Consider the following 21,143-nt stretch of genomic DNA (forward strand, 5'->3'; position numbering starts at 1 on the left):
TCTGTGGTAAAGAGTTTTTCACGCATAAGGCCAGAACCGAACTTCCGGCTTCCCTCGCTTAGCCGCAACTGTCTTCCGCTCCTTGGCCTTGGGACTCTCGATCTTGTTCCGCGCCAGAATCTCATCGCCCAGGTCGCGGTAGCTCTCCGCCCCGCGCGACTTCGGGTCATACAGCATCACCGGCTTGCCATAGCTCGGAGCCTCCGCCAGCCGCACATTTCTCGGAATCACCGTCTTCAGCAGCTTGTCTTTGAAGAACTCACGCAGGTTTTCCGTCACCTGCTGCGCCAGGTTCGTGCGGTCGTCATACATGGTCAGCAGCACGCCCTCAATCTCTAATTTAGGATTGAAGCTCTCTTTTACCCGCTCCATCGTCTGCATCAGCTCACTGATACCTTCCAGAGCAAAGTACTCCGCCTGCATGGGAACCAGCAGCGTGTCCGATGCGACCAGCGCGTTCAGCGTCAGCAGGTCGAGTGCCGGGGGGCAATCTAGAATCACAAAGTCATACTCACCGCGTACCGGCCCCAGCGCCTCCTTGAGACGGTCCGAGCGGTTGTCCTGCTGGATCAGCTCCACATTCGCCCCGATCAGGTTCTTGCTCGAAGGAATCAGCTTGAGCGTCTCAATCTCGGTCGGAAGAACAGCCTCAGCGATAGTTGCCTCGCCTACCAGAATGTCGTACGTGGTCTTCCGCTCCTCGTCGCGCGCCAGACCATACCCTCCCGTGGAGTTGGCCTGGGGATCGCAATCGATAAGCAGGCATTTCAGCCCTTCCAGCGCTAGGGCGGCAGCCAGATTGATCGCGGTCGTGGTCTTTCCCACCCCGCCTTTCTGGTTCACAACAGCAAGAACTTTACTCATAAACAATAGGAAAAAGACTAAAGTTTAGGGGCGAGGAATTCAATCGTCACAGGCTGTGAACAACGCGTCCCAAATTGTGGAAGACTTTCCGCATCCTCCCGGCTACCGCCAGTAACTCACTGTTTCAGATAGAGATAGCAGCCGTCATGGCAAGATAGGTTCGTCCATCGAGATTTTGCGCAAAGTGGAAATCTTCCTTGACGAATGAGCTGTAGGCTTCGTGTTCCACGTGGAACACATACCGGAAATCGACAGCTTGTCATTGGGCGAAGCGGAGGAACCCGTAGTTTTCTCCCTGCATTCAAAACAACAGTGAAAGAGACTTCCTCTGTGAAGCCTCTGTGTTCTCTGCGTACTCTGTGGTAAAAAAAGGGACTCGTGTTCCACGTGGAACATTGGCCTTGGCGAAACCTTGGCGCCCTTAGCGGTAGATTTTCCGGAAACAGGGCGTGTTCCACGTGGAACAAAACTAAGATTTCCGCCCGATCAGAAGCACCCGCTGCTCCGACCCGGGCAACAGAAACCGCGACTCCCACGCAATCCCCTCGAAAGCCTCCTCGGCATTCCCGGTAAGAAAAGGCACAAAATACCCGCCCGGCTTAACCTTCTCGAGAGCCACCCGGCAGGCTTCCTCCATCCGATCCACCGCCCGCAAGGTCACCGCATCGAACTGCCGGTCCAGCTTCTCCACCCGCCCGTCAAAGATTTCGGCATTCCCAAGCCCCAGCGTCCGCACTGCCTCCCGCAGAAAAGCCGCCTTCTTCGCCTGCGATTCCCCCAGCGTCACCCGGATCTCCGGACAGCAGATCGCAATCGGAATCCCGGGAAACCCGCCCCCTGATCCGAAATCCAGCAGCGTCCCGATCCCGGAAGGCCCCGTTACGGAAGGAAGGTTCTGCGCCGCAAAGATGCTCTCGACAAAATGCCGCTCGACAATCTCTTCCGGCTCCCGGATGGCCGTAAGGTTCAGCCGCGCATTCCACTTCAGCAGAAGCTCAAGGTAGGACCGGAATTGCCGCTCCATCTCCGGGGCCAGCGGCTTCAGGCCGGCCTTCTCGAGCGCTTCGTTCATTGTGCAATCGATTCCCGAATCTCGCGCGGCTTCCACGCCCGCGCCGCCTCGACAAACTCGGAGAAAATCTCCTGCGATTCCGCCTTCTGCTCAAACGTCCGCTCCGGATGCCACTGCAATCCCAGGACAAAATGCTCGCCCCGCTGCTCGACCGCCTCAATCGTCCCGTCCGGAGCCGTAGCCACCACGTGCAGTCCATCTCCCGGGTTTTCAATCGCCTGGTGATGGCTGCTGTTCACAGTACTCATCGCCGGAACACGCTCGGCATCGGGAGCTACCGTCACTGCATGTGCGTCGACCACCTCGCGTCCCGCCTTATGGTTCACCTGCGTCGCCAAATGTTGAATAAGAGTTCCGCCCTTCCACACATTCAGTGACTGCGCCCCATAGCAGATGCACAGCAGCGGCTTATGCAGATTAAAGGCGTCCTGCAGGAGCAGCTCGTCCACGGCTTCCCGTTTTGCATCAGGCTCCGCGCTCTCCGGTGCCGCCTCTTGCCCGTATTTCTGTGGATTCACGTCCGCCGGACTGCCTGGCAGCAGCACTCCCGAGCACGAAGCTACCAGGCTCGCCACCGCTGCCGGCAACTCCGAAAGCGGCACCCGTACCGGAACGCCGCCCACAGCCTCTACCGCGCGGGCATACTGCGGCCAGCTGCGCTCGTTGTAATCCGGCTTCATCGAATTCGGCTCAGGGATAGCAATACGTGGGGCTTCCTGGCTCATACCGTACCCTCCGGAATCTCGGTAATCTCCTCAAGCTGAGGTCGCGCCGGAGCCTCCAGATAAGAATGCGCATAGAACAACCGGCATATCTCATCGCTCAGCCGTTGCGTCAGCTGGTCTATCTGCCGTATTGAATATTCCGAAGTATCAATCGGCTCGCCAACCGCCAGCGTGATCGGCACCGGATAAAACTGCGATGTATGAATCGGCAAAAGCTCATGCGTGCCAACCAGCGCCATGGGTACGATCGGGACCTGCGCCCGGATCGCCATAAACGCCGGCCCATTCAGAAACGAAGCAATATGCCCGCTCTCGCTGCGCCCACCCTCAGGAAAGATAAACAGCGGCATCCCCGACTTGAGCGTCTTGACCGCGCTGCCCAGGCTCGAAATCGAAGCCCGCGGATTTTCGACGTTGACCGAAACCTGCCCTGACCGCCGCAAGTGCCAGCCGATAAAAGGCATCTTCCAGAGATCATGCCGCGCCACAATCCTGAACTGAAACGGCAGCGAGCTGAAGATTACCGGCGTATCCATATAAGAGAGATGATTGCAGGCGTACACCGCGACCTTGCGCTTCTTGAGGTTCTCTGAGCTAACCACTCTGACCGGACTCCTGCTGATGGCAACCGAAACCCGTGCCCATGTCTGGGCAATACGGTGCTGCCACTTGCCGTCCGTCTCAAACAGCGAAGCCGCTAGCGACAGGCTCCCAAAGAAAGCTGTCGACGCAAAAAAGAGAGGCGCCTGCAGGCAATTTGAGACAATGCGGTTCACCAGCGGCAGAGGCTTCGGCCTCGGCTCCAGCGGATGCCGGATCACGAAGCCAGCTCCGCGCGCAGACTTCCTATCAGGTACACCGAGCCCGTCCCCACAATCAGCCCCTCTGGTGGAGTCAGCTCCAGCCCGACAGCAAGCGCCGTCTTCGCATCGGCCAGCGTTTCGAATGACGCGCCGGTGGCCTCTGCCGCAGCAGCCAGTTCCTCCAGACTCGCCGACCGCGGCGAGTCAACTGGCGTCAGCAGCACGCGATCAAAGAGCGGAAAGAGTATCTGGGCCATCTCGGCAATCGCCTTGTCGCGAAGGCAGCCGAAGATAAGAGTTCGTGGCTGGCGGTCTTCCATTCCCGCAAGCACCGAGCGCAGGGCCCACGCGCCCGCAGGATTATGGCCAACATCCAATAAAATGGTTACTCCATTTTTGGAGATACATTGCTCCATGCGTCCAGGCCAGCGCGTAGCTCGAATTCCTGCCTTGATCTGAGCAGGCATAATTTTGTAACAGTGTTTGTTACTTAATTCGACTGCTGCTGCGATGGCCAGTGCAATGTTCCTCTGCTGGTGCTGCCCCATAAGCGGCGAATCCACTTCCACCGGCTGTCCCAGCACCTGAACCGAGTAGCGGGATTCCGTCGTGCGCGACGGAATATATTCCGCGGCATTCACGCCGCGCACACCCAGCGCCGTCGCTGCCTCGCCCAATGCCTGGTTGGCTTCCGGATGCTGCGGCAGCGTCACCATCACGCCGCCTTCGCGCAGAATGCCTGCCTTCTCCCGCGTAATGTCGGTAATTGTAGACCCAAGCCATTCCGTGTGATCGAGTGAAATGTCAGTAATGACAGAAATGAGCGGCTCGATAATGTTCGTCGCATCCAGCCGGCCGCCCATGCCCACTTCGAGCACCGCAATGTCGACCTTCTCATCGGCGAAAGCAGTAAATGCAAGCGCCGTCATCATCTCAAAAAAACTCGGAGGAGCCGGCAGCTTTCCTTCATCCACTAATCTTCGCGCGGTGTCATCCACCTGAAAATAGAGCTGCGCAAACCCATCGTCAGAAATGTCCTCACCCGCAATCCGGATGCGTTCATTCACGCGCACCAGATGCGGCGAAGTATAAAGCCCAACGCGATAACCCGACGCTTCAAGAATCGCCGCCAGCGTCGCCGACGTCGATCCCTTGCCGTTGGTGCCGGCAATCAAAACGGAAGGAAATTTTTTCTGCGGGTCGCCCAGCGCCGCAGCCAGCACCCGCGTCTGTTCAAGATCAAACTTGCGCCGCGGCTGCCCGGGAGCAGTATGCAGCTCCCCGGCAAGCGCAAACAAACTATCAATCGCTGCAGCGTAGGACATGAACAAATTTTAGTTGAATCAGCGGACCTCAGCGTAAATCAAGCGGGCGTCAAAACTGGCATAAAAGTCCTGGCGAATAAAAACACGAACATCAATTCTCATCGCCGTCCGCATCACCATCTTCCACCAGCACCGCCGACAATCCCACCAGATCGTAGCTGACCTGCGTTCCGCCCGTCGGCACGAAAGTGATGCGCAGCGGATCGCGCTGCCATGTCGAAGGCGCGCATGCCGGCGTAGGATGATCCCCCACATCCCAGGCCCCAAGTTTTTTCGCAAGCACCGGCTTGCGCGCAGCCACCTGCGCCACCACCGCATACAGCTGCTTGCCGCTCGCCGTCAGTCCGCAATACGCAGCATAGTCGCGAAACCACACCACCCGCGAAACCGCAGGATCATAATCAGGCAGCTTCGGCGCCGTCACGTGGCCGGACACGCGATCAATCAACAGCCACGGCCCGCGCTGCCACACCCAATGCTCCACCTTGTCCGTAGGCAGAGCGTCATTCAACCGGATCGCGCGCCGCACGGCAAAGGTGCGGTCGGTCACATCATGCGCTTCGCCCGTCGTCCACTCCTTCACCTTGCCGTCAACAATCAGCGGACGCACACGCAGCTCCTTCTCTTCCTCCGCCGCACCCGCTGGATCGCCCGTAGTCGAATACGGCACCTTCTTCACCGCTCCCAGCCCAACCACATGAGGCTTGGGAACAGCAAAAGCAATGCCCGGCAGGACCAAAGCCACGGCCAGAACAAGAAAGACAGATTGCAGGCGGTTCATGCAGTCAGCCTAGGAGGCGAGAAGCCGCAATACAAGCCCCATGCACCATTACGAAGGTGACTTGACCAGAATCAAAGTCACCAACCGCCAACAATGCCTCCGGCGGGTCCTGCGCGGACGGCGGGACTGACCGTCCAAGTATACCAGCAGGTATACCAGTAAGAAGAGTGGGAGGTTTTTCTCCCACTCTTCTTACTGCTAAGGCCCGTCTGGCAAAGACCGCGCCGCGCGTAGCGGCCGCCGGAGGCATAAAATCGGAAGTTGCCTATGCCGCATACACCCATTCTGCTGGTTCACGGAGGCGCCTGGGCCATCCCGGACGACATGGTCGAAGCGCACGAGCGCGGCGTACGCCATGCGCTCGATGCCGGATACGCGCTGCTCGCAAAAGGCTCGTCTGCCGTCGATGCAGTTGAGGCTGCGGTGGCTGTACTTGAAGACGACGACACCTTCGACGCTGGACGCGGCAGCTTTCTCACCCGCGATGGCCGCGTGCAGCTCGACGCGCTGCTCATGGATGGCAGAACGATGCGCGCCGGAGGCGTGGCCTGCGTCGAGCGTCTGCGCAATCCCATTCGCGCCGCGCGCCTGGTGCTCGATAAAAGCCCGCATGTGTATTTCGTCGGCCAGGGCGCAGAGGAGTTCGCCCGCACACACGGCATGGAGCTGATCGACAACTCCGAGCTGGTGCTCGACCGCGAAAAGCAGCGCCTCGAAGACGCACAGGCAAAGGAACGCGCAGGCCTGCCCGACCTGACATTCGCCGGAGACGACAAATCTCCTGAGACCGCGGCTGAACTCACCTCGCACGACACTGTAGGCGCAGTCGCTCTCGACTCCAAGGGCGGAATCGCCGCCGCAACCTCCACCGGAGGCACGCTGAACAAGGCTCCCGGACGCGTTGGCGACTCCTCGCTCATCGGCTGCGGCTGTTATGCCGACAACACCAGCGCCGCCGTCTCCCTCACCGGATGGGGCGAGCCCATCATGAAGCTGGTCTTGGGCAAGTGGGCCGTCGACCGCGTGCAGCAGGGCCGCTCCCCCGAGCAGGTCGCCCCCGACGCCATCGCCTACCTATATAAAAGACTCAGTGGACACGGCGGCATCATCCTTCTCGCCCCCGATGGCCGCTACGGCCTGGCGCACAACACTCCGCGCATGGCCTGGGGTATCTGCAACGCCCAGGGCCCACGCACCGGCATCGCCATCGAATAGATACATCCAGATCGAGGCCAAAAATCAGTCGTAAGCATGGGTGCCCCACGTTCGCGGAGCTAACGTGGGAGGTTCGCAGGATGCATCGTTCGCAGAAATTCAGCAACGGATTTGTTCATTCCGAGCGTGGCCGAAAGGCTTGATTTAAGATTTGTCATCCTGAGCGAAGTCGAAAGACCCGCGCCCTAAGGACGCGCTTTGTGCCTTGCGCAGCAAGGCCCGGGAAGTGTCTCTGCCCAAAAACCATGTCAAGTCTCCAAAGTAACCCCCATCCGCACAACCCCAACAATCCAAAGCAGATAAACCAGAATCCAAACCGCAGGCAATTTCCCCCTAATTTGCTATCCTGAAAGTAGAAAGAAAATGAACAAAAGGCATGGCCCAAAGCCATGCCTTTTTTGTTTCTCTGTGTACTCCGTGCTCTCTGTGGTAAATGCTTTCTCTGCGAACCTCAGCGGAACTCTGCGTCTTCTGCGGTAAAGCTTTTACAACTCTAACCCACTGAAAACAAACAATCCCCGTACAAAACACGGGGGAGGGGGGTTCCATGTTCAGTTATTGCCGTCACATCCGTCCCAGCGGTGGCCGCTGCCGCACCCGCGCCATCGAAGGACACGACTTCTGCTACTACCACCAATCCCAGCGCAAGCCGTTCCCGAGTCTGGAGCTCCCGCCCATCGAAGACCGCTTCGCCGTCCAGATCGCCGTCTCCCGCGTGCTCAATGCCCTCGTCTCCGGAGCCATCGATAAGCGCATCGCCGGACTATGCCTCTATGGCATCCAGATCGACGCCTCCAACCCCCCCAAAGACATCGCCATCCTCGACCCTGAGCGCGCAGAGTCTGAAATCGTCCAGGGCGTAGTTCTCACTCAACAGCAACAAGAGGTCGCCTTCGCCGAGAACATCCTTCCAGCCGGACCTCAGACGCATTGAAGGCTACGAGCTGGCCGTCCAGAAGCTCATGAAAGAAATCGCCGAATCCGACAGCCCCTTGGCCGCGGAAGCCGCCTTCTCCCTCCACCTGAACACCAACAAAAAGCCACAAACTCCAGACGATGTCATCCTGACTCTGAACGAAGTGAAGGAGAAGGACCTGCTTTTCGCATCGGCAGCCGCCACAGGGGGTGCCCCAGGTTCGCGCAGCTAACCTGGGGGTTTTACAGGATGACAAGCCAACTTATTGAAAACAAACATTTCCCGCATAAGCCTTCACCGTAAGTGCTTGAAAATAAACCATCCCCGTACAAAAACAGGGGGAGGGGGGTAAGATCGATCCCGGCCCTCATGCACGTATCATGAAGATAAGTTGAAAGACACGAGGCCCTTATGCTCGGATGACCCATTCCTGTCTTAATCTAAGAAAATCATGCTGGTACTTGCTTCCGCATCGCCGCGCCGCAAAGAGCTTCTCACTCAGGCAGGATTCGCCTTCCGCGTCCATCCCTCATCGGTTCCGGAAGAGATCAAGCCGGGAGAAGATCCGTATGCCTTAGCCGCACGTCTGGCGCGCGAAAAGGCCGAGGCCGTCTTCGCGGAACAGGCATCGCTCGACATGCCCGACGATCCGCTATTGGTGCTGGGTGCCGATACCATCGTCATCTCGCCGGCAAAAGAGATCCTCGGCAAACCCAAAGATGCGAACGACGCAGCCCGCATGCTGCGGGCACTCTCCGGCTGCACGCACTCAGTGGTAACAGGCGTCGCGCTGGTCTCGCGCCTGGGAGTCGAAGTCGCGTCCGAGCTGACGTACGTGACCATGCGCACCATTTCTGAAAATGAGATCGATGCCTACATCCAGACCGGCGAGCCCATGGACAAGGCCGGAGCCTATGGCATTCAGGGCCGCGCCAGCGTATGGATTCCCCGCATTCATGGATGCTATTTCAATGTTGTCGGCCTGCCTGTAGCTCTTGTTACCAGCATGACGGAAGGCGCCGAAAAACATCTGCGCAGTGAAGTGGCAGCCGCCGTGCGATAAACGCTTACCGCAGATTTTTATTAAAGAAATCGAGCGTGCGCTGCCACGCCAGCTTCGCCGCTGCCTCGTCGTAACGGGGAGTCGTGTCGTTATGGAAGCCGTGGTTTGCGCCCTCATAGAAATACACCTGGTAACTGACGTGGTTTGCCTTGAGAGCTTCTTCATAGGCCGGCCATCCGGCGTCGATGCGGGTATCGAGCGAAGCATAGTGAATCAGCAGTGGCGCTTTGATCTTCGCCACATCTGCTGCCGGCGGCTGCGCACCATAGAACGGAACCGAAGCTGCAAGATCAGGCAGCCGCACTGCCAGCTTGTTCGCCACGCCGCCGCCAAAGCAGAAGCCGACAACGCCAATCTTGCCCGTGCACTCAGGTCTCGCCTTCAGCCACTCCGCCGAAGCGACGAAGTCCTCAAACATCTTGTCCGGATCGACCTTGCGGAAGGCCTCGCCGCCCTTCTCATCATCGCCCGGATAGCCGCCGACAGAAGTAAGGCCATCTGGAGCAAAGGCCAGGAAGTTGGCCACGCCTAGGCGGCGCGCTACGTCTTCGATATAAGGATTCAGCCCGCGGTTCTCGTGGATGACCAGCACGCCCGGCAGCTTTCCGCCCGGGTTCGCAGGTCGAACGAAGTACCCTTTGATGCTCCCATTGCCCTTCGGCGAAGGCACGGTCGCATACTCGGCATGCAGACGCTTGTCATCCTTCGGCACCTGCTGGGCATAAGCATAGTTGGCCTTCAGGCTTTCCCATAGGCCAACAGCGGTAAGGCCACCGATGGCGAACTTTCCCGCGCCGTCGAGAAACTGGCGGCGGTTCATGTCCCCATGAACATACAGATCGAACAGGTTCAGCAGTTCCTGCGGATAGTCGGACGCCTTCTTTCGTTCCATCGAGTTGCTCCTTTGTCCTGATGACGAACGAGCTTAAGCTGCAGACGCCTTCTTAGGCAACATGGCACGAATGATAAGCGACGCTCCAAAACAGATGATGAGACATTTCGTTAAAAGATACGCATTGTAACGCCATGCAAAAATCGCGAAGCACACCGTCATGCTGACGTTGTAACTCTCAGCCAGAATGCTTATAAGCCACTGCGGCCTGGCAGCCGATGCAGGAACACGCGCACGCAGGCTGCGCCAGAAGCGCGGCACAAGTCGCTTATAGGCAAGATAGGCTTCGCCTTGCTGCGACGTAAGGTAAGCCTCTTCTCTCAGAATGAGCCGGTAATAAAAGACAGCCTGCGCTGCAAGGAAGAAGATCGCGCCTGTCGGAGGCATGAGAATCGAAACAGCAATCGAGAAGATAAAACTGCCAAGATACAGCGGATTGCGCGTATATCGGTAAGGCCCTGAAGCGACAACCTCCGATCCGTGCAGTGCGCTGTCGTGAACGACGCTTGCTCCCAGGTACGCCGTGCCCCAGACGCGGAAGACCGTGCCTTTAACCGCACACAGAAGTGCAATCACCGTAACGAGAATCGTCGCGTCATTCAAAGACAGCCAATGCGCGCTGGCTAGCGCGCCGCACAGCTCAAGCCATGCAGTCGAGACGGAGGAAGAACCGCGCAGATACCGCTCCCACGGCGCTGTGAAACCAAGAAGGTAGAACAGGAAAATGATGACGACACGAAAACGGAATTCGAACTCGGTGGCCTTCATTCCGCCGCTGCTCCGGACGTCAGAGCAACGCCCAATCTCCCCTTCGCAGCCTTCAATCTCGTTTCGGCTTCCTCGCGGGTCACGCCAAGCTTCTGCATCACTGCTGCAGCTTTGACCGAGCCCGCTTTCGTCAGCAGCGCAGCGGCATCTTCATAAGAAACGCCTGTCAGCGCAATGATGATTCGTGTAGCACGGTTGGTGAGCTTCACATTCGTAGGCTGCACGTTCACCATCAGGTTGCCGTAAACATAGCCAAGGCGCACCATCGCTCCCGTCGAGAGCATGTTGAGAACGAGCTTCGTCGCCGTGCCCGCTTTCATCCGCGTCGACCCAGTCACCACTTCCGGCCCGACCGCCGGAGTGATGGAAATCTCCGCTTGCTTCGCCAGCTGTGATCCAGGCGCGCAGCTCAGCCCGATTGTCGCCGCTCCCAGCTTGCGCGCGTATTCGATTCCGCCAAGAACGTATGGCGTGCGCCCGCTGGCGGCAATGCCCACCAGAACATCCTTTGCCGTAAAACCGTGCGCTGCAAGGTCCTTCTCACCCTGAGTCGCATCATCCTCAGCGCGCTCGACAGAGCGGCGCAGCGCCACATCGCCTCCGGCAATCAACCCCTGCACCAGTTCCGGTGGAGTGTTGTAAGTCGGCGGGCACTCCGATGCATCGAGCACTCCAAGACGGCCCGATGTGCCGGCTCCGAGATAAAACAGTCGTCCGCCGTCATCGATCCGCGCCACAATGACATCGACTGCCTTCGCAACACTCGCAAGCTCACGCTCAACCGCATCGAGTACCTCCCGATCGGCAGCATGCATCGTCCGGATCAGGTCAATGGTCGAGAGCTGATCGAGGTTGGCAGTCTTCGGATTGCGCGCCTCGGTAAGAAGCTGGTCGAGTTGCAATTCTGTTTCAGACATTTATGGAAATCATAGCGAATCGCTTATTGCTTCACCGGACCATCCAGCACCGGCTTATTCAACCCCTGCAGGCTGCGGCCCGATGCTCCGTCAAGATCAAAGACAACCACTTCATTCTCGCCGGCCTTCAACCACGGCCCGGGAACGTAAAGCGTCTTCTGTGGCCCAATGTTCCAGACTCGCCCAAGCGCATGGCCATTCAGCCAGACTTCTCCCTTGGTGAAGGCGCTGGTGTCGAGAAAGGTGTCCGCTGGCCTGTCCACTTTGAACGTCGCCCGATAGAAGCATGCTCCGGTGCACTCAGCATTGGAGTAATGCAGTGTTTGCGGTGTAAGCATCGGCAGCGGATAAACGTCCCATCCAGTAACCGGCTTGCCCGCCAGCGTGACCTGCTTCGTGATTCCCTTGCGTTCGCCGCGCAAGACCTTGGTGAAATTCACGCGGCCGGTATTCTCAACCAGAATGTCGAGACGCGCATTGGTGGAAGCAACGTTTAAAGGCAGCTTGCTCTGATTCAGCCGCCGGTCGAGCGTGCCCACAAGCTTTCCATCCACATAGATCTGCGCATAGTCATGGAGCTCATCAAGAAGAAGATCACCGCTCACAGGACCATGCAGCGTTGTGCGGTAGAGAATGTAGCCGTAGGCTTGGTCGAGGTCTTCCATCGTAAGCGGCTGCTCGCTGTGCACTGGCTTTGGCAGATTCTTCCAGAGCGATGCTGTCTGCGTGAGAGTAAAGGCCGGCACTGTGATTGCCGGCGCAACCGGTGGCACTGGCGGAGGAGTCACTCCCGTCGCCTTGGCAATCGTATCGCGGAATAGAAAGTACTTCGGCGTAGGGCGCCCGCTCTCATCGAGCGGCGAGTCGTAATCATAGCTGGTTACATCCGGCTCATAGTTCTTGCCGTTGGAGTTCGCGCCGTTCATCCATCCGAAGCTCGTGCCGCCATGAAACATATACAGACTGATGGAGTATCCCTGACGCAGCGTCCAATCTAAATCTGAGGTCTGTTGCTGCGCATCGGTCTTCGCATGTTTCGATCCCCAGTGATCAAACCAACCGTCCCAGTATTCGCTATTCATGAATGGGCCATCGGGACGCAGCGTCTTGAACTTCGCAAAACCTTTCTGCGATTCGCCCGGGCCAAAGTTGATAGCGGCAGGAAGCTCCGGCAATGAGCCATCAGGCACCTGCTCGGGACCATCCGCAGTGTAGAGTTGCGCTTTCGTAAATCCGGCATCGACCAGCATGTGATGGATCTGCTCCATATATGCATGGTCCTTATCGAAGGAGCCGTATTCGTTTTCTACCTGCACCAGAATGATCGGTCCGCCATTGCCGACCTGCAGCGGAGCAAGTTCCTGTCCTAGCCGCGTAATCCAGCGCTGTGCAGCAGAGATAAATTTTGGATCGCTCGATCGCACAACAATATCGTGGTCTTTCAAAAGCCATGCCGGATATCCGCCAAATTCCCACTCTGCGCAGGCATAAGGGCCGGGACGCAGGATGACATAAAGACCTTCCTGTTGGGCTTCGCGGATGAATTCTGCTGCATCGTTATTGCCGGAAAAGTCGTACACGCCTGGGCTGGTCTCGTGCACGTTCCAGAAAACATAGGTCGTGATGGTGTTCAGGCCCATCGCCTTCGCCATTCTGAGACGGTCGCGCCAATAGGCGCGCGGAATGCGCGGATAGTGCATCTCACCAGAGATGACCTGAAATGGTTTGCCATCAAGGGTAAAATGACCGTTCTCTGCTTTGAATGTATGCGGTTCCGCAGCAAAAGATTTTTGACTGACGAAACTGAACAGCAAAAGCAACAGTGCGATAACGTTCCGACTCATGAATTTTCGTTTTTTCTCCGGATTGTCTCGAAGAAGTAGTTTACAGGCAGAAGAAAAATTCTGAATTTCGTGCATCCTGCATACTGCCTACAATGAACTAAGTTAAAAATGAATGGGGTATTTCCATGTCAACTGCGACGCGCTACATCTGCATTCATGGCCACTTTTATCAACCTCCGCGCGAAAACCCCTGGCTCGAGCAGGTAGAGACGCAGGACACCGCTGCACCATATCATGACTGGAATGACCGCATTACTGCCGAGTGCTACGCTCCGAATGGCGCTTCGCGCATCGTGAACACAGACAATGAGATTATTCGCATTCTAAATAACTATGCACACATCAGCTTCAACTTCGGCCCCACTCTGCTCTCATGGCTTGAGACAAACGCGCACCGCACCCATAACATGATTCTTGAGGCCGACCGCATCAGTCAGAAGAGATTTTCCGGTCACGGCTCGGCCATGGCGCAGGTCTACAATCACATCATCATGCCGCTGGCTAACCGGCGCGATAAAATCACGCAGATTCGCTGGGGCATCGCTGATTTTGAGTACCGCTTCAAACGTAGACCGGAAGGCATGTGGCTGGCCGAGACAGCAGTCGACTCAGAAACATTAGAGCTTCTGGCTGACCACGGCATTCTCTTTACTGTGCTTGCACCGCACCAGTGTGCACGTATCCGTCCGCTCGACAAAAAAGGCGACGGCCAGTGGACTGAAACGCAGGCCGACACAGTCGATACACGCCATCCTTATCTCATCAAGTTAAAGACTGGAAAAACAATTACAGTCTTTTTCTACGACGGACCGCGTTCCCGCGCAATTGCGTTTGAAGGGCTTCTGAATAGCGGCGATACCTTCGCTGCGCGCCTGATGGGCGGCTTCTCAGAAGGAGGAGCGACTCAGCTGGTGCATGTAGCAACCGATGGCGAAAGTTATGGGCACCACCATAAGCACGGCGAAATGGCGCTCTCCTATGCATTGAAGCTGATCGAACAAAATCCAGATGTGTGCCTTACAAACTATGGCGCATTTCTCGAGAAGTTCCCACCAGCATGGGAGGCGCAGATCGTCGAAAACACATCCTGGAGCTGTGCGCACGGCATTGAGCGCTGGCGTTCGAACTGCGGCTGCAATACTGGAGCACATCCGGGCTGGAACCAGGAATGGCGCCGTCCTCTGCGCGAAGCGCTCGATCAGCTGCGCGATGCATTAATTCCTCTTACCGAGAAGACAGCTAAACCACTTCTTACGGATATATGGGCCTCTCGCGATACGTACATTGATGTCGTGCTCGATCGAAACAGCACCACTATAGGTGAATTTCTTGCAAAGCAAGCAACTCATGAGTTGAACGCGGAAGAGCGCATCCTTGCGCTCAAGCTGATGGAACTGCAGCGCCACACATTACTGATGTATACAAGCTGCGGTTGGTTCTTTAATGACATTTCAGGCCTCGAAACTGTGCAGATCATCGCCTATGCGGGCCGCGTGTTGCAGCTCGCGGCAGACATCTTCGGCAAAGATGGCGCAGTTCTCGAAGAACAATTCGTTGAGATACTGCGCAACGCTAAGAGCAATGCTCCGCAAAAAGAAGATGGTGCAGCGATCTATCTAAGCCGGATCAAGAAAATGCAGGTTGGACTGGAGCAAGTCGTGGCACACTATGCCATCAGCTCTGTCTTCACCAGCTACGCTGATGAAACTGAGCTGTTCTGCTATTCGATTCGCAGGCAGTCGTATGAAGTGGCGACTTCAGGACGGTCCAGGTCGTTGTTTGGCCAGGCACGCATCGCATCACAGATCACGCAGGAGCCGGAAACTGCGGTATTCGCTGTCGTCCACTTTGGTGATCAAAACATTACTGCCGTAGTGAAACGCTATGATGAAACACGGATCGAACAATATACAAAATTTATAGAAGACGCGCGTGCAGCTGTTGTTGGCGCGGATATTCCCGAGCTCATTCGTCTGTTTGATCGCATCTTCGACGGAACTACTTACTCCATTAAGTCACTGTTCAAAGACGAGCAGCGGCGGATTCTGAATCTCATCCTGCAAACCCCTGTCTCTGAAGTGGAATCGAGTCTGATCACTATCTATGAAGATCATGCGTCCCTGCTGCGTTTTCTAAGCCAAAATGGATTGCCGAAGCCCCCAGCGCTTGAGCTGGCAGCCGGCTTTGCTGTCAATGCAGGCTTGCGTCGGGCGATAGAAAGTGATCCAATCGATGCCTTGCAAGTACGCGCTTATCGAGGCCTGTCTTCAACTGACCAGATCGATTTGGATACAAGTCTGCTGCGCTATGTCGCCGACCAGAAAATGAAGCGCGTCATGGTGAAGTTCGTAGCAGCTCCGGAAAAGATCGATCTGCTTGATGATGCTCTTCTGACAGCACGCACGCTGATCGAGTTGCCTTTCGACTTGAATCTTTGGCAGGCACAAAACATCTGGTATGACCTGCTTAAGCTGTCGACGCGGCAAAAGATGCCTGATGAGTGGACGGAGAAGTTCCACGAACTAGGCTACCAAATGAAGATTCGCGTGGATGAGCTGGTGGTCGAAGAAGCAGCGAATGGAGATGGTGGCCACGCAGTATCAGGCGTGGCTCAGCGACCATAGAAAAAACGTGCATCAACATCACCTTGCGTCTTCAGCTTGCAATCTGCGCTGCTACCCGCTAGCATCCATCTAGAAACCGGCCTGCAAAGCAGGTGGTTGTGATAATTGCCGGTTGAACCTACATTCATTGAACAGGGAGCCCGACTCGAATAATCGGTTCGGTGCGCAGTGTCCGCCAGTCCGGAATGCCTAAAGAACCGCGGAGGGTTCCCACCGTCTTAGGACGGGTTCACCGGCACATCGCTCCACGGCCCCGCGGGTCGGTTTTTGCTTTTGCTTGCATCCGCGCCTCTTCCAGTTCGGACACGTTGCCATTCCAACCTACGGCGTATTTGCGGCGCTGGCGCTCATCAGTGCGCTCGGGTTTGCAACACGGACGGCGCGACGCCTCGACCTTGATCCGAACAAAATCTGGAACCTCGGCCTCATCGGCATCTTCTCTGTTCTGCTCGGTTCACGCTTGCTTCTGATCCTTTTTCATCCATCTGATTTTCTTGCTCATCCTTTCTGGATGCTGGGCCTGATCACGATCCGCAGCAATGTTGCTTTTTATGGAAGCCTGCTGATCGCAATTTGTGCCTGTATCGGTTACATATTTGTCCATCGTCTGCCGATGCGGCTTACGCTGGACTGCCTGGCCCCTGCGGCGGCACTGGGATTGGGCATTCGCAGCCTAGGCACATTTTTTGGAGGCTCGGATTACGGCTCTCCGACCACCGCTCCGTGGGGCGTGGTTTACATGCACAGGCTTGCAAGCCTGTGGTCTGGCACTCCGCTGGGAATTCGACTGCATCCCGTTCAGCTTTATGAGGCCGCAATCTTCTTCGCGCTCTTTGTCATGCTTGCGTTTCTATTGTCGCGTGAGAAACCGGAGGGTTCGTTGGCTGGAATTTTCCTCTTCGTTTACGGTGCGACTCTTTTCTTTCTAGATTTCTATCGCGGAGATCGCAGCTTTGTTTTGAGGGATGCTCTTTCCATAGAGCAGATACTTGGCATCGCTCTGGTGCTCGCCGGATCTCCCCTCCTGGTAAAAACTTCTGTCAAGCAACAGCCGGTTAGCGAATAACCATCCCTTTAACATGATTCGCAAACTGAAATCCGGAGAATACCGCCTTTACTCGCGCAAGCGAGACGCATCAACGGGCAAGCGTCGTAACCTCGGCACATTTCCAACGCTGGAAAAAGCCAAGCAGCACGAGCGCGAAGTGCAGTATTTCAAGAAAGATTGATCCAGGGAGTGCACTGATCTCCTGAGTGGCAGCGAAGAGGTTCCTGAGAAACCTGTAAACTCTTCGCAGAACTGCATGGCGCACATCAACAGCTTTGTCCGCATTCCACTGCTGGCGATTCGTCAGCGCATTCGTCCACTTCGGCGTATTGGTTTGCTTGATGAAGACTGCATCCGGATGCGGGTGTGGCCCAATGACATTGACTTCAACTTCCATCTGAATAACTCGCGCTACCTGAGCTGCATGGACTATGGACGCATCCACATGATGGCGGCCAATGGCATTCTGGACCATGCTCTGCGGGAGAAGTGGGTTCCACTGGTAGGCTCAGTCGATGTGACCTATCGGCGGTCGCTCGACCTGTTTGCGCGCTTTGAACTGCGCTCGCGCACACTCGGCTGGGACGAGAAATGGTTCTACATGGAGCAGAGCTTCCACGGAGAGGCCGGGCTGGCGGCAGTGGCCTGGGTCAAGGGCCTCTTTCGTAACAAGGACGGAAACATTCCGCCGCAGCAGTGTGTTGATCTGGTAGCGCCTCGGTCGAGTTCGCCGCCGCTGTTGGAATCATTGCGCGAATGGAATGAAATCACGAAGAAAAGGCTGGAGGGGCAGTACTCCGCCGAGGCGCTGGCACTTAAGAAATAGCTCGATGCGGAGCACTGCTCCTTTCATTCATCAAATTGTTCCACCGCCGTCTCCGTCTTCATCGGCTGAGCCTTCCTGATCTGTGTCTGTTGGCGCGCCTTCTTTTGGCGGAGGTCCGGCAGTGATGAGCGATATACCGGCCTTCTGCAAAGTTGCGTTATATGCGGGCACTGCGCTTGTATCGATCTCATGCACTGCTGACTGGACGGAGTGGAGCTGGCCATCGAGAAGCGTAAAGACCTGCTGCTCCGGCTCAGTGGGAGCATAGTCAGAGTTGCCTGCCACATCGCCTCCGCCGGTGCCTGCTTCTGCTCCGAGCCAGACGAATTTGAGGTAGAGGCCAAGCGGGCCGCGGAAGGATTTTTCATCGCCCTCAGCAATCGTGGGATGAAGAAGCTGGTCTTCCTGCGCCAGATATTTTTTGTTCAGCTCGTCGGTTGCATCGAGCAGTGACTTCGACGCGCTGCGCTCGGCAAGAAGAGCGCGTGTGTCTTCGAGCTGTTTGCGGCTCCACTCGATCTGGTTGATGAGTTGCGCGGAGAGATTTGTGTCCTGGTAGATGCTGTAGGAAAGCTTCGATGAAGCGATAGCGTCATCGACCGAGGCCGGCGTTCGCGGGTCCTTCTTCACGACGACAGGCTGACTTTGCGTCTGGCCTGCGGCGGCGAGCTTCACAGTGTAGGTTCCAGGCGGCACGAGCGGGCCGTCAGTCGATTCGCCGCCTACGCCGTAATAGAAGACCGGGCGCGTCTTTTTGCCGGCGAAGCGCTTCTCGCTCCAGATGTGAGGATTGCCGGGCGGTGTGGTGCGCAAAGCAACGGCGAGGGTAGGCTCGTAGCGGAGGTTCCACCAGACACGGTTGATGCCCGCATGTGGAGTGATGCGGAGCTGCTGCACACGTTTGCCTGCGCTATCGAAAACTTCAAGGGTGACCTTCGTCTTTTCCGACTTGAGGAAGAAGTTCACCGGGACGCCATCAGGTGGGTTCTGCCCGACCGATGCTCCGGCAGGCGCCATGTCGCGCTTGAATCCGGCACGGAGCCGGTATGCATGGCGCATGGGGTAGAGGCTCGCATCGCCTTCTTCAGCTTCAGACTTGTAGTGCTGCAGCGGCGTGACGTCGTCGAGGATCCAGAAGCCGCGGCCGTAGGTGCCTACAACGAGGTCGTTGAACTCAGGCTGAACTGTAAGCCAGTAGACAGGAGTATGCGGCAGGTTAAGCTGGAATGATTTCCAGTGCGCTCCATCATCGAAGGAGATGTAGAGGCCGTTCTCGGTTCCAGCATAGAGCAGGCCCTTGCGCACGGGATCTTCGCGGACGACGTGAGTATAGCTCAGCTGCGATGCGGGGATGCCGTCAGTGATCTTCGTCCAGGTCTTGCCGTAGTCGGTTGTCTTATATAGATAAGGATCGCGGATATCGACCTGGTGGCCGTCGAAAGCCACATAGCAGGTCCCAGCTGCGTACTTCGAGGGCTCGATGCTGTCGACGGTCATCTTGGGTGGAAGTCCAGCGATATTCGCTGTGAGGTTTGTCCAGTGCGCGCCACCGTCGCGGGTCATCTGCAACTGGCCATCGTTGGTGCCGGCCCATATCTGGCCCTTTTCTACGAGAGACTCGGCAATGGCGTAGACCACACCAGCATATTCGACACTCAGATTGTCGACGGTAAGGCCGCCAGAGTCGCCGTGCATCGCGGGATCATTCAGCGTGAGGTCAGGGCTGATCTGCGTCCAGTGCGCGCCGCCATCAGTGGTGCGGTGAACGTACTGGCTGCCTACATAAACAGTGTTGTGATCGTGTGGCGATATGGCGAGAGGATAGGTCCAGTTCATCCGAACCTTGACCTCGCCTGCGTTCGCGCCCATGGTGCGGTCGGGCCACACGCTCACAGAGCGCGAGAAGCCTGACTTGGCATCGAAGCGCTCGGTCACGCCTGCGTAGCAGCCTCCCCAGACGATGTCGTTATCGACCGGGTCGGGCATGTTCCATCCCGTCTCGCATCCGGCAGTGGTTGTCCACTCACTGGCGCTGATACGGCCTTCACCGGGCGCATTGCTGGGGCCATGAAGGGGCGAGCCGTCCTGCATCTGGCCGTAGACCATATAGGGAATACGGTTATCTGTCGCGACGTGATACATCTGTGCGATGGGCAAGCGGATCATGTTCCAGGAGCGGCCGCGCTCGGTGCTGATGAGGACTCCGCCATCGGAGCCGATCATCATGCGGCTGGGGTTGGTGGGATCAGCCCACATATCGTGGTTGTCGCCGCCGCAGCCACCGCCTCCTCGGCGTCCGGCGCCGCCTTCCATGGCGGGATTGTCACCGGGGCAGTGCATGTGATCGGCAGTGTCGCCACCATCGAAGGTCACACTGATGCCGTTCGACGGGAAGTACACTTCGTTTTCATTGTCGGGCATGACCAGCATGCGGGTGTAGTAGTGCGGACGCTCATTCAGCAAGCGGCTGTAGTTGACGACCGTCCAATCGGAGCCCCCGTCGTCGGAGCGCCAGAGAGTTCCGCCCTGTCCGGTTTCAATCAGCGCATAAACGCGGCGCTGATCGCTGGGCGCGAAGCTGACTGCGATTTTGCCGAGCGGGGACGGCGGAAGACCATGGCCACTGATTTTCTTCCAGGTATCGCCGCCGTCAGTGGTCATGAAGAGGCCGCTGCCGGGACCGCCGCTCTGCCGTCCCCAGGTCTTGATGTCGATCTGCCAGGAGGCAGCGATCAGCTTGCCCGGGTTCGCCGGATCCATGGTGATGTCATAGACGCCGGTGTTCTGATCGACGAAGAGGACCTGCTTCCACGTCTTGCCTCCGTCAGTGGTGCGGTAGACGCCGCGCTCTTGCTGCGGGCCGTAGCATGTGCCGAGCGCTGCCGCGTAAACAATGTCAGGATTCTGGGGATCGATGATGACGCGGCCGATGCGGCCCGTTTTTTCGAGCCCCATGTGCTGCCAGGTCTTGCCGCCATCGGTTGATTTATAGATGCCATCGCCCAGCGAGACATTGCTGCGAATGAAGGGCTCGCCGGTGCCGACCCAGAGGATGCTGTGATTCGAAGGAGCAATGGCGATGGAGCCGATGGACTGCGCGCTCTCCCGGTCAAATATTGGGTACCAATGCTGGCCTGCGTCGAAGGACTTCCATACGCCACCTGAAGCCGCGCCCGCGTAGTACACGTTCATGTCGCCGGGAACACCGACGACTGAAGTGACACGATTGCCCGGAGGCCCGATGAATCGATAACGCAGAGCGCCGAAGGGATTGCCAGAAGCGGGTGATTGCGCGCGTGCGAGGCTGGGAAGCAGCAAAGAAAGAGACGCAACAGTGGCGACACAAAGGGAGCGGAGACTTCTCGAGGTCAACACGTCCTCCTGAGTTCTTGCAGTCGGCCGAAGGGCTTTAGCAACTCCGGCGTCATAGAGATGAAAAAGAATGTGAGCAGAAGTGTAG

19 protein-coding genes and 1 other RNA gene are annotated in these 21,143 nt (G+C 57.2%); 9 read left to right on the forward strand and 11 right to left on the reverse strand.

Annotation, left to right across the window (positions count from 1 at the left end; translation table 11 throughout):
* Positions 1-18 precede the first annotated feature (18 nt).
* From AC5S16_RS08335 to AC5S16_RS08360, 6 genes are all read right to left on the reverse strand, one after another.
* Positions 19-864 carry a ParA family protein gene (locus tag AC5S16_RS08335; RefSeq protein WP_493929584.1) on the reverse strand — a complete coding sequence of 282 codons (846 nt, stop codon included), beginning with the start codon at positions 862-864 and terminating at the stop codon, positions 19-21.
* 469 nt (positions 865-1,333) lie between these two features.
* Positions 1,334-1,936 (reverse strand): 16S rRNA (guanine(527)-N(7))-methyltransferase RsmG, encoded by a 603-nt coding sequence (rsmG, locus tag AC5S16_RS08340; protein ID WP_493929585.1) that lies wholly within the window; start codon positions 1,934-1,936, stop codon positions 1,334-1,336.
* A complete protein-coding gene (locus AC5S16_RS08345; RefSeq protein WP_493929586.1) occupies positions 1,933-2,661 on the reverse strand; it encodes a gamma-glutamyl-gamma-aminobutyrate hydrolase family protein in 729 nt (242 codons plus the stop codon). Before AC5S16_RS08345 ends, rsmG begins: the two co-directional genes overlap by 4 nt.
* On the reverse strand, positions 2,658-3,482 hold the full coding sequence (locus tag AC5S16_RS08350; RefSeq protein ID WP_493929587.1) for a lysophospholipid acyltransferase family protein: 825 nt from the start codon (positions 3,480-3,482) through the stop codon (positions 2,658-2,660). Before AC5S16_RS08350 ends, AC5S16_RS08345 begins: the two co-directional genes overlap by 4 nt.
* Positions 3,479-4,789 (reverse strand): bifunctional folylpolyglutamate synthase/dihydrofolate synthase, encoded by a 1,311-nt coding sequence (locus AC5S16_RS08355; RefSeq protein WP_493929588.1) that lies wholly within the window; start codon positions 4,787-4,789, stop codon positions 3,479-3,481. The genes AC5S16_RS08350 and AC5S16_RS08355 overlap by 4 nt, the downstream gene beginning before the upstream one ends.
* A 91-nt stretch (positions 4,790-4,880) precedes the next feature.
* A complete protein-coding gene (locus tag AC5S16_RS08360; RefSeq protein WP_493929589.1) occupies positions 4,881-5,570 on the reverse strand; it encodes a hypothetical protein in 690 nt (229 codons plus the stop codon).
* Positions 5,571-5,837: 267 nt separating this feature from the next.
* Between AC5S16_RS08360 and AC5S16_RS08365 the strand changes: the two genes are divergently transcribed.
* The 4 genes from AC5S16_RS08365 (at position 5,838) to AC5S16_RS08380 (ending at position 8,764) form a co-directional block, all read left to right on the forward strand.
* Entirely contained in the window at positions 5,838-6,785 is a 948-nt protein-coding gene (locus tag AC5S16_RS08365) for an isoaspartyl peptidase/L-asparaginase (RefSeq protein WP_493929590.1), read from the forward strand.
* A gap of 547 nt (positions 6,786-7,332) precedes the next feature.
* Positions 7,333-7,719: a hypothetical protein gene (locus tag AC5S16_RS08370; RefSeq protein WP_493929591.1), complete on the forward strand. Its 387-nt coding sequence runs from the start codon at positions 7,333-7,335 to the stop codon at positions 7,717-7,719.
* Between the two features lie 28 nt (positions 7,720-7,747).
* Positions 7,748-7,933 carry a hypothetical protein gene (locus AC5S16_RS08375; RefSeq protein ID WP_493929592.1) on the forward strand — a complete coding sequence of 62 codons (186 nt, stop codon included), beginning with the start codon at positions 7,748-7,750 and terminating at the stop codon, positions 7,931-7,933.
* Between the two features lie 219 nt (positions 7,934-8,152).
* Positions 8,153-8,764 carry a Maf family protein gene (locus AC5S16_RS08380; RefSeq protein ID WP_493929593.1) on the forward strand — a complete coding sequence of 204 codons (612 nt, stop codon included), beginning with the start codon at positions 8,153-8,155 and terminating at the stop codon, positions 8,762-8,764.
* A gap of 4 nt (positions 8,765-8,768) precedes the next feature.
* Here AC5S16_RS08380 and AC5S16_RS08385 read toward each other — a convergent pair whose 3' ends face one another.
* From AC5S16_RS08385 to AC5S16_RS08400, 4 genes are read right to left on the reverse strand one after another with little or no spacing between them, the layout of a single operon-like run.
* On the reverse strand, positions 8,769-9,656 hold the full coding sequence (locus AC5S16_RS08385) for a dienelactone hydrolase family protein (protein WP_493929594.1): 888 nt from the start codon (positions 9,654-9,656) through the stop codon (positions 8,769-8,771).
* Positions 9,657-9,689: 33 nt separating this feature from the next.
* Positions 9,690-10,424 carry a methyltransferase family protein gene (locus AC5S16_RS08390; RefSeq protein WP_493929595.1) on the reverse strand — a complete coding sequence of 245 codons (735 nt, stop codon included), beginning with the start codon at positions 10,422-10,424 and terminating at the stop codon, positions 9,690-9,692.
* Positions 10,421-11,341: an N-acetylmuramic acid 6-phosphate etherase gene (murQ, locus tag AC5S16_RS08395; RefSeq protein ID WP_493929596.1), complete on the reverse strand. Its 921-nt coding sequence runs from the start codon at positions 11,339-11,341 to the stop codon at positions 10,421-10,423. Before murQ ends, AC5S16_RS08390 begins: the two co-directional genes overlap by 4 nt.
* A gap of 23 nt (positions 11,342-11,364) precedes the next feature.
* On the reverse strand, positions 11,365-13,185 hold the full coding sequence (locus AC5S16_RS08400) for a glycoside hydrolase family 35 protein (protein WP_493929597.1): 1,821 nt from the start codon (positions 13,183-13,185) through the stop codon (positions 11,365-11,367).
* Between the two features lie 125 nt (positions 13,186-13,310).
* Here AC5S16_RS08400 and AC5S16_RS08405 point away from each other — a divergent pair, with 125 nt between their 5' ends.
* From AC5S16_RS08405 to AC5S16_RS08425, 5 genes are all read left to right on the forward strand, one after another.
* A complete protein-coding gene (locus AC5S16_RS08405; RefSeq protein WP_493929598.1) occupies positions 13,311-15,809 on the forward strand; it encodes a DUF3536 domain-containing protein in 2,499 nt (832 codons plus the stop codon).
* Between the two features lie 75 nt (positions 15,810-15,884).
* A non-coding RNA gene (gene ssrS / locus AC5S16_RS08410) (6S RNA) lies at positions 15,885-16,075 on the forward strand.
* Between the two features lie 11 nt (positions 16,076-16,086).
* Complete coding sequence (locus tag AC5S16_RS08415) at positions 16,087-16,875, forward strand: prolipoprotein diacylglyceryl transferase (protein ID WP_493929599.1); 789 nt, start codon at positions 16,087-16,089, stop codon at positions 16,873-16,875.
* 13 nt (positions 16,876-16,888) lie between these two features.
* A complete protein-coding gene (locus AC5S16_RS08420) occupies positions 16,889-17,038 on the forward strand; it encodes a hypothetical protein (RefSeq protein WP_493929600.1) in 150 nt (49 codons plus the stop codon).
* Between the two features lie 75 nt (positions 17,039-17,113).
* On the forward strand, positions 17,114-17,683 hold the full coding sequence (locus AC5S16_RS08425) for a thioesterase family protein (protein ID WP_493929601.1): 570 nt from the start codon (positions 17,114-17,116) through the stop codon (positions 17,681-17,683).
* A gap of 30 nt (positions 17,684-17,713) precedes the next feature.
* On the opposite strand, the gene AC5S16_RS08430 is transcribed toward AC5S16_RS08425, so the two are convergent.
* Positions 17,714-21,055, reverse strand: coding sequence for a WD40/YVTN/BNR-like repeat-containing protein (locus tag AC5S16_RS08430; RefSeq protein WP_493929602.1), 3,342 nt, complete (start codon positions 21,053-21,055; stop codon positions 17,714-17,716).
* Positions 21,056-21,143: the final 88 nt, after the last annotated feature.

This window comes from Acidobacterium sp. FHG110202_01, from assembly GCF_059115305.1.

Coding starts and splice junctions, on each gene's coding strand:
- AC5S16_RS08345 (WP_493929586.1), bottom strand. CDS start 2,661: ATGAGCCAGGAAGCCCCACGTATTGCTATCCCTGAGCCGAATTCGATG.
- AC5S16_RS08360 (WP_493929589.1), bottom strand. CDS start 5,570: ATGAACCGCCTGCAATCTGTCTTTCTTGTTCTGGCCGTGGCTTTGGTC.
- AC5S16_RS08370 (WP_493929591.1), top strand. CDS start 7,333: ATGTTCAGTTATTGCCGTCACATCCGTCCCAGCGGTGGCCGCTGCCGC.
- AC5S16_RS08365 (WP_493929590.1), top strand. CDS start 5,838: ATGCCGCATACACCCATTCTGCTGGTTCACGGAGGCGCCTGGGCCATC.
- murQ (WP_493929596.1), bottom strand. CDS start 11,341: ATGTCTGAAACAGAATTGCAACTCGACCAGCTTCTTACCGAGGCGCGC.
- AC5S16_RS08420 (WP_493929600.1), top strand. CDS start 16,889: ATGATTCGCAAACTGAAATCCGGAGAATACCGCCTTTACTCGCGCAAG.
- AC5S16_RS08385 (WP_493929594.1), bottom strand. CDS start 9,656: ATGGAACGAAAGAAGGCGTCCGACTATCCGCAGGAACTGCTGAACCTG.
- AC5S16_RS08355 (WP_493929588.1), bottom strand. CDS start 4,789: ATGTCCTACGCTGCAGCGATTGATAGTTTGTTTGCGCTTGCCGGGGAG.
- AC5S16_RS08390 (WP_493929595.1), bottom strand. CDS start 10,424: ATGAAGGCCACCGAGTTCGAATTCCGTTTTCGTGTCGTCATCATTTTC.
- AC5S16_RS08380 (WP_493929593.1), top strand. CDS start 8,153: ATGCTGGTACTTGCTTCCGCATCGCCGCGCCGCAAAGAGCTTCTCACT.
- AC5S16_RS08375 (WP_493929592.1), top strand. CDS start 7,748: ATGAAAGAAATCGCCGAATCCGACAGCCCCTTGGCCGCGGAAGCCGCC.
- AC5S16_RS08425 (WP_493929601.1), top strand. CDS start 17,114: ATGGCGCACATCAACAGCTTTGTCCGCATTCCACTGCTGGCGATTCGT.
- rsmG (WP_493929585.1), bottom strand. CDS start 1,936: ATGAACGAAGCGCTCGAGAAGGCCGGCCTGAAGCCGCTGGCCCCGGAG.
- AC5S16_RS08405 (WP_493929598.1), top strand. CDS start 13,311: ATGTCAACTGCGACGCGCTACATCTGCATTCATGGCCACTTTTATCAA.
- AC5S16_RS08335 (WP_493929584.1), bottom strand. CDS start 864: ATGAGTAAAGTTCTTGCTGTTGTGAACCAGAAAGGCGGGGTGGGAAAG.
- AC5S16_RS08400 (WP_493929597.1), bottom strand. CDS start 13,185: ATGAGTCGGAACGTTATCGCACTGTTGCTTTTGCTGTTCAGTTTCGTC.